The following is a 7,154-nucleotide window of genomic DNA, read 5'->3' as shown; positions in this document are numbered from 1 at the left end:
GTCCAGCTCCCCAGCCCGTTCCACGCCCGCGTCACGAGCCTGCGCCGCCTCATCGACCTGCTGGACTTCGAGATCGACGCGGCCGCCTGTCAACTCGCCGGCCGGCTCGCGCGGGATCCGGGTTATCAGGCGCTGCTCACCCTGCCCGGGGTCGGGAAGACCTTGGCCGCGGTGTTCCTCGCCGAGATCGGGGACATCACCCGCTTCCCCACGCCCGGCCACCTTGCCAGCTGGGCTGGTCTCACCCCCCGACACCGTGAGTCCGACACCACCGTGCACCGTGGCCACATCACCAAACAGGGCTCCTCCCTGATTCGCTGGGCCGCGATCGAAGCGGTGTCGATCCTGCCTCCCACGACCCCGGTCCTGGGCCCGACCAAGACCAGGGTCGCTGCCCGCCGCGGCACCAACATCGGCAAGGTCGCCGCGGCCCGCAARCTGCTCACGTTCGTCTTCTACGCGCTGCGCGACGGSSAGGTCCGCGCGCTACGCACGGCGGCGTGAGCAGGGTTCACACGATCAGACGCGTGGCCGTGCAGGTCATGACCCCCACCACCCGGTGGCGTGGTCGACGCTCTGATTGACCCCGTCTGATTTGACCCCGTCTGATCGTGGCCGCATCACTCCATGCCACCCTGCCCCGCGTGGCGAAGGGATGACTGGCGGACAATCACCGCCACCACCACGCACACCCGTGCTGGAGAAGACACCACACCCTCACACCCAGTTCCTGGCCTGTTCCAGGATGCGCCAGCCGACACCGGCGTCAAGACCGTTCGTCCTCGGGCTGCGCCCTGCGGGCGCTGCGTCTTGACTCCGCCGCCGGACACTGGCGCACGCCCACAGACACCCAGAAACCAGCCGGAAACCAGGCCCAACCCCCACACCACGACCGCTTGACCGGCCCCGCCCCTTCAGGGATGACCAGCGGAAACGTCGACAGACCGGTTCCATCGTCCGTCGCACAGCGCTGGAACAGAGGAAAACTTTCGATGACGGCTTCCTGGCCCCGGCAGCCCGAATCCTTGATCGCTGGCCCGTTCCAGCCGGTGATCAACTCCTTCCGGCTGCATCTGAGCGCCGAAGGCAAGTCCCCCAAGACCATCCGAACCTACGTCGAGGCCGCGCAGTGGTTCGCCGCCGCGCACCAGCTCGCATACACCGACCACAACGACTGGACGGGCGTGACCGCGGACGACGTCCGCGCGTGGCTGGTCTACCTTTCCTCGATCACCATCACCGCCCACACTCGCACCCACGTGCTCCCGAACTCGTCCGGGAGATCGCCGAAAACGTCGCCTGGCTCATTCCTCGCTCGGGCCAGTCTCAGCGCGAGGCCAGCTGATCGACATCTGGGTCCAGTCGTGGCGTGCCGTGGTCTGCTCGAGCAGAAGTCCGGCCAGCAGCATGGTCTTTCCGTATCGACGGYCCCTCGATGATCAGAAACTCCGGTCTCTCCCCATCGACGTCGAAGCCGCATCCCGACTGGGCGACCAGTGGCTGGATATCTCGGACGAGTTCTTCATACGGGCCATCTCGCCCACGCCTCGGCTCCTGTGTGCCCGCGGCAGCTCGCGGTGGGATATGCGCCAATGGCTGCGAGCATGTGCACGAGGCCGCTGACGCCGATCTCGACAGCGTCGAGGGCCACGATGTCCACATCGGCGGATACGGGTCCGCCGTGGTCGGCCCCATGTCACTACCACTGCCGCATCGCGAGGTTGCGGTCAGGGCGGCGGTAGCCCGCGGCTGTGGGAGTAGGCTTTCGGCCGTGACTGCRGGCGAGCCCCTCCACGGCACATTCGTCCTCGATCGCGAGCTGAGGTCGCCGCCGATGGAGGTCTATGCCGCTTTCGCGGAATCGGACCGGCGTGCCCGGTGGGTGCGCCTGCCGGGAAAGGCCGACCAGGGTAACCGGTATGACGTGAGCCTCGGCGGCACCGAGCTTCTGCGCAGCACCATGCGGATCGGGGATTCGGTCGAGCGGATCGAGCGCCGTACGCACACCCTCCAGTTGGTCCCCGGGCGGCTGGTTGTCTTCACCTACGAGGCGGTCGTCAACGACCAGGTGCGCTGGGTGTCGTTGGTCAGCGTTGGGCTGCGGGATAGCCGGGAGCAGGCGGCTGGCACGAAGCTGACGTGGACCGAGCAGTACGTCCTGCTGGTGATGACCGGGGACGGCGCGGATGACGTCGCGCACCTGCGGGGCGGCACGGGACTCCACCTGAACGGGCTCTCGGCGGCGCTCGGGGAGGGATCGGCGATGCGCTCGGTGACGCCTCTGAACGGGCGCTGACTCGGCGCTGAGTGGCGGTCGGTCCGAGGAGACCGGGCCCTCAGGGCCCGCGCCGCGAGCCTGTAGCCGAGGGCGCCGGGACCGGCGATGATCCTGCGGCGAGCGGGGGGACACCACCGCGCCGTGCCGGTCAATACACGTCTCGGGAGTTTGCGAAGATCTGCATACAGAACCAGGTAAAGCGCCCCGTCGGATCCTCCGGTGATTGTTACGACAACGCGGTCACCGAATCGTTCTTCGCCACCCTCGAATGCGAACTCCTCGACCGCGCCACCTTCGCCACCCACGACCAGGCCCGCGCCGCCATCTTCGACTTCATCGAGGGTTTCTACAACCGGCGACGCCGCCACTCCACCAACGGATACCTCAGCCCCCACGACCACGAAACCCGCTTCCAGGAGTACGATAAGGTCGCTTAACCGTTCAAAGCCCTACCTGTGAACGAAACTGGGGCAGCTCCACCCCGTCGTTGCGGATCGTGTTAGTAATGCGAGTCGCTGGGGGCGGGTCTCGTCACTGAATGCCGTCCTGAGCGTGGCTGTCAAGGCCTCGGTGGTCGGGGCTGGACCGTCGTATGTCGCGCCGATACCCAGCTCGGGGACCCCAGCTTGCCCGGTACGGCTGGTTTCCGCCAGCCTGGGGCGTTATCGCCCGGGGAGCGCTGACGTGGGTAGTCGTGGCCGTGCCCGCGCCGCCGTGGTGTAGGTCCAGGTGCCTCCCCGTCGGTGGGCCCGCACCTGAGGGGGATCGTGGCCCTGATCGGTCGCCGAACAGGCCCCGACCTTGGACGATGCCTAGTGATCACGCCGATCGGAACATCATTTACTGGATCGAACGCACGTTCCGCTTACCTGGCGGTTCCAGAAGTACCGGTGGTTCTCTGTCGACCGTAGTCCTGGGGGTGGCGGTCGGGCTGGCATCCTTCACCCGATAACGAGCCGTTCCCCGCCGAAGTCCGCGATGATCTCCAGCTGTCCACCGAGTGCTTTGACGTAGGCGGCGAGGGTGCGTAGCTCGCTGGCGTCGACGTTGGCCCGCTCGATGGCTGAGACGCGTTCCTGCCGGACGTGCATGCGGTCGGCGACTTCCGCCTGGGTAAGGCCCAGGCGCCGACGCATCTCGGCGAGCCGATGTGCGCGGTTCTCCGCCACGAGGCGTTGGGCCCCCGCCTCGACCTCGCGACGGTCGTGCTCTTCGGGGAAGAACTCGGCGAGGAACCCGTCTCTGTCGTACCCGTGGGCGGTGCTCATATGTCACGCTCCTTGAGGTAGAGGGCGTAGCGGGCTTCGGCCAGCGGGATCGCCCGTTCGTACCAGGCTGACCACTGCCCGGCCTTGTCTCCGGCAACGAGCAGGACCGCGCGGCGCTCGGGATCGAAGACGAACAGGATGCGGACCTCGCTAGCTCCGCTCGAGGCGGGTCTGRGTTCCTTGAGGTTATGGAGTCGGGAGCCCTTGATCCGGTCAACGAGCGGCCGGCCCAGGCTGGGGCCTTCGTCGAGAAGCGCGGTCACAGCCTGGCCGACAAGGATCGCGGTATTTCGGTCTGTTCGACGTAGGTCATGCAGCCACTCCCGGACCTCGCTGACGATCTCCAGGCGATAGGTCACGACATGTCCCTTTGGGGGATAGGGTTCAGTACCTAAGTGTACTGCTGTCACGCCGTCACGCGAGCCAGTCACGTCACCCCGGTCGCGCTTTCGGCTGCACGTCTCGGGGCCATGCGGGGGACGGTCTCGATCGCGACCTGTGATCCCGAGGCGGGCTCTACCACGTTCTCCATCATCCCAGCGCCAGCCGCGGGGGCGGTGCCATCAGCAGGTTGGCGGCCACGACCCCGACCGCCGCACGATCCCGACGAATGCGCCGTGCGCCACGAGACCCCGGCCACCTGCACGACTCGCGGTCTCGTCGAGGGGGCTGCCATCGCCCGCCGGCGAGACCCGCCACAGGCCGAACACACCGGCCGGCGGGGGCGGGGTCCTCGCAACGGACCGCCTCCCCTCGGATCTGTCACCTGGCGACGAGTCGGCCAGACCGTGGCATGCGTTGATCACCTTCGTGTGTTGAGGGCCCACGGCGAGACCACCGCAAGGTGTACATGTCCCCATTTGGGGCTGGGTACGACCGCAGCGACGGCACATAGCCGCGAGAAAGAGGCCCCCGTTAGCCCGAGGAGGAACTGTTTTGGCAATCCTGCTCCGCGACCGTGTTCTTGACTCCATCGAAGCCCAGGTCATGCTCGCGCCCGCGATGCTGGAGCTCACCATGGATGTCCCGTCCCTCGACAGCAGCACTGAGGTCGAGCAGATTTCTGTCAAGAGGATACGGGATACCATGTTGAATCCTGACGTACCGACTGAAATACGCGACGCCGTCTGGTCGCGCCTTCTCCGCCTCAGCCGCGAGAAGAAGGACCCGTGGGATGTGGTCACGATCTGGATGATGGCACCTGGGCTTCGGAGGATCTGCTGGCATTGCCGCCGATTCGGATTCGTGGCGGATCTGGCCGAGCTGGAGGCCGAAGCCGTCAGTGCCTTCCTTGTGACGGCCCGCTCGGCAGACCCTGACCGGCCGGAGCTTGGCGCCTGGCTATGGTCGACCACGTACCGGCACGTTCGGCGCGCAGCCTCCCGCCCCCGGCGTGAAACGCCCACCGCCGACATCGAGCTTGTACAGGCACTCGACGCCTCCCCCTTCGACGCGTCACGAGCGATCGCCGCCTTTCAGCGCCTGGTCGATGACACTGCGCCGGCCGTCGAGCAGAGCGGCGGCGATCCAGTCAGGGTGGAAGGCGAGCGGCTCGGCGCCATCGCTCAGCGGCTCGGGCTGAGGCTGGCACTTGGCCAGACAGGGCCTCCCGCCGACGGGGAGGCCGCGTGACGAACCGGCGGCTCACCTTCCCTGAGCTGTTCGACTTGCCGACCGTCGTGGACCTGCGTACCGCTGCGCGGGCCGTCGGAATCTCGATCAACACCGCCTACAAGCTGGTCCACGCGGAGCGCTTTCCGTGCCGCGTCATGCGGCTCGGCTGGCGTTACCAGGTTCCGACAGCCGCGCTCCTGGCCGCCCTCGACGTGAACGGCCCCGCCGTCCATCCCGACGACGTGCGTCGCGGCGCAGCCTTCGCGAACACCACCGGCTAAATTCGATCGAACGCATCAAGAGCATCACGACAACGGGGTCTCGCGCCGACCCGTCAACTCGCGCGGCCAGTGGCCTCATCGGCAGAGCGCGCTATCGAGCGCCGTTTGTTGCATCCATGTCGATCATCGCGGTAATGGATCCCCGGAGTCGGGTGGTTGGGGCTGCGGATCGCAGCCCCAACCATGGGGTCAGCCGTTGGCGGCGGCCGGGATTGTGGGCGGCGCCGTACGACGGCGTCGCCGTGCGTTTCCGCTGGTAGGCGACCTGTTTGTGTGATCGTGGATGCTGGTCGTGGGCCCGGGGATGGTGGGGCGGCGGTTCGGGTTGTCCCCGCTCCTGCCCACTCTTCCCCTGTCCTACCTGCGGTTTCGCCGCGTCGGTGGTCTGGCTTGACGGATGTGCAGTGTGCGGACAAAGCCAAGCTTTGGCCTGGTCCGTGCCCTGTCCGGGCGACTGGCGCGTGAGGGCATCCGCCTTGGCGCAGTTTGCCCCGGGCTCGTCGACACGCCGTTGACGGCGGGAGCTCGCACCCACTTCCAGGCCGCCGGTGTTCTGATGCTCTCCGCCGACGAGGTCGCCGCCGCCGTCGTCGACACTCTTCGCACCGGGGAGGCGGGAACCGAGCTCGTCCTCACGCCTGGCCACGGCCCGGCTCGCTATGTCCCAACGCCGCTGCGTTGATGCCGCTGCGTTGACGCCGGTCGGTCCCGCCGAGGTGCCGGCCGGCGCGGATGGACTCCGAGGACGTCAGGCCGTCCAGGCCGGCGGCCCCACGGGTCGCCGGCCTGGACGCCGCACCGGCGATGTCCACTCCGAAACGGCCGTACCTCGATCCTGTCCGGCTCGCCCGGACCTGATCAGGCGGAGGCAACCTCGTGGAGCGCGTCGGCGACCGCCCGCGGCTCGGTGATCATGAGGTCGTGGCCGGTGTCGACGGCCCAGAGACGGCCGGCCGCGCGCGCCTTCTCCATGAGCTCCGCGTCGCGGGTGGCGAGGGTGGAGGTACAGACGATGTGGTACTGCGGGATCGCCCAGAGCGCCGCCTCGTTGGCGAGCGTCAGCGGCTGCTCGAAGCACCGCCACGGGTGGCCGGTCAGGCGATCGYCCATCCAGGCGAGGTCGGCCGGGTCGGTCACGCCGTAGAAGGYCCCCGCACCCGGGGCCGGCAGGAGGACCAGCTCGACACCGTCGACAACCTGGCCGTGCGGCCGGGTCACGGTGATGATCGGCCCGGCGACATCGACGAGCGACTGGCCGTTCACGGGGTTCGCCGCGTCGAGGTAGACGATGCGGCCCACCCGGTCGGCAGCCCGGTCGGCGACACCGGTGATGACCATTCCGCCGTAGCTGTGCCCGACCAGGATCACGTCACGCAGGTCCTCGTAGTGCAGCACCGCCACGACGTCCTGGATGTGTAAGTCGAGGTCGACCTTCGGGCTCGCCAGGTGCGCGCGCTCTCCCACTCCGGTGAGTGTGGGCGCGTAGACCTCGTGCCCGGCAGCCCGCAGTAAACGGCCTACCGGCTGGTAGCACCAGCCGCCATGCCCGCCACCATGCACCAGGACGTACGTCGCCATGCGAGTTCTCCTTCGCCATGACGGCACAGCCGACCCGTCCCGCGGGTCCGCGAGCCGCCCCTGATCGTGTAGACCGTGTAGATATCCCAGATATCCGGATAACCAGGATATCGTAGGTGATGTCTTGAGCAAGGA

General features: G+C 67.7%; 10 protein-coding genes. 7 read left to right on the top strand and 3 right to left on the bottom strand.

Translation table 11 applies throughout. The features are described 5' to 3' along the window. The 4 genes from BBK14_RS30620 to BBK14_RS42505 form a co-directional block, all read left to right on the top strand. A partial coding sequence (locus tag BBK14_RS30620) for a transposase (protein WP_131802465.1) occupies positions 1-504 on the top strand: 504 nt, incomplete at its 5' end. A 392-nt stretch (positions 505-896) separates the two neighbouring features. Beyond that, on the top strand, positions 897-1,439 hold the full coding sequence (locus BBK14_RS40940; RefSeq protein WP_241831979.1) for a site-specific integrase: 543 nt from the start codon (positions 897-899) through the stop codon (positions 1,437-1,439). A 395-nt stretch (positions 1,440-1,834) separates the two neighbouring features. Further along, complete coding sequence (locus BBK14_RS30610) at positions 1,835-2,296, top strand: SRPBCC family protein (RefSeq protein WP_071066646.1); 462 nt, start codon at positions 1,835-1,837, stop codon at positions 2,294-2,296. 11 nt (positions 2,297-2,307) lie between these two features. After that, complete coding sequence (locus BBK14_RS42505) at positions 2,308-2,715, top strand: integrase core domain-containing protein (RefSeq protein ID WP_071066639.1); 408 nt, start codon at positions 2,308-2,310, stop codon at positions 2,713-2,715. Between the two features lie 504 nt (positions 2,716-3,219). Here the strand turns inward: BBK14_RS42505 and BBK14_RS30600 are convergent. Together BBK14_RS30600 and BBK14_RS30595 are read right to left on the bottom strand one after the other, a co-directional pair. Further along, positions 3,220-3,546, bottom strand: a complete 327-nt coding sequence (locus BBK14_RS30600) for a helix-turn-helix domain-containing protein (protein ID WP_071066638.1) — start codon at positions 3,544-3,546, stop codon at positions 3,220-3,222. Beyond that, positions 3,543-3,905 (bottom strand): type II toxin-antitoxin system RelE/ParE family toxin, encoded by a 363-nt coding sequence (locus BBK14_RS30595; protein ID WP_071066637.1) that lies wholly within the window; start codon positions 3,903-3,905, stop codon positions 3,543-3,545. The genes BBK14_RS30600 and BBK14_RS30595 overlap by 4 nt, the downstream gene beginning before the upstream one ends. Positions 3,906-4,482: 577 nt before the next feature. On the opposite strand from BBK14_RS30595, the gene BBK14_RS30590 reads away from it, so the two are divergent. From BBK14_RS30590 to BBK14_RS40930, 3 genes are all read left to right on the top strand, one after another. Beyond that, complete coding sequence (locus tag BBK14_RS30590; RefSeq protein ID WP_071066636.1) at positions 4,483-5,178, top strand: hypothetical protein; 696 nt, start codon at positions 4,483-4,485, stop codon at positions 5,176-5,178. Further along, positions 5,175-5,441, top strand: a complete 267-nt coding sequence (locus BBK14_RS30585; protein WP_071066635.1) for a MerR family transcriptional regulator — start codon at positions 5,175-5,177, stop codon at positions 5,439-5,441. Before BBK14_RS30590 ends, BBK14_RS30585 begins: the two co-directional genes overlap by 4 nt. A gap of 511 nt (positions 5,442-5,952) precedes the next feature. Then, positions 5,953-6,123 carry a hypothetical protein gene (locus BBK14_RS40930; RefSeq protein WP_241831978.1) on the top strand — a complete coding sequence of 57 codons (171 nt, stop codon included), beginning with the start codon at positions 5,953-5,955 and terminating at the stop codon, positions 6,121-6,123. Positions 6,124-6,299: 176 nt separating this feature from the next. Here BBK14_RS40930 and BBK14_RS30575 read toward each other — a convergent pair whose 3' ends face one another. Then, positions 6,300-7,019, bottom strand: a complete 720-nt coding sequence (locus BBK14_RS30575; RefSeq protein WP_071066634.1) for an alpha/beta hydrolase — start codon at positions 7,017-7,019, stop codon at positions 6,300-6,302. Between the last annotated feature and the right edge of the window lie 135 nt (positions 7,020-7,154).

Origin of the sequence: Parafrankia soli (genome assembly GCF_001854695.1) — a bacterium.
GTDB lineage: Bacteria > Actinomycetota > Actinomycetes > Frankiales > Frankiaceae > Parafrankia > Parafrankia soli.
Note: the sequence above shows the minus strand (reverse complement) of the source record. Positions and strands in the feature narration are given on the sequence as shown.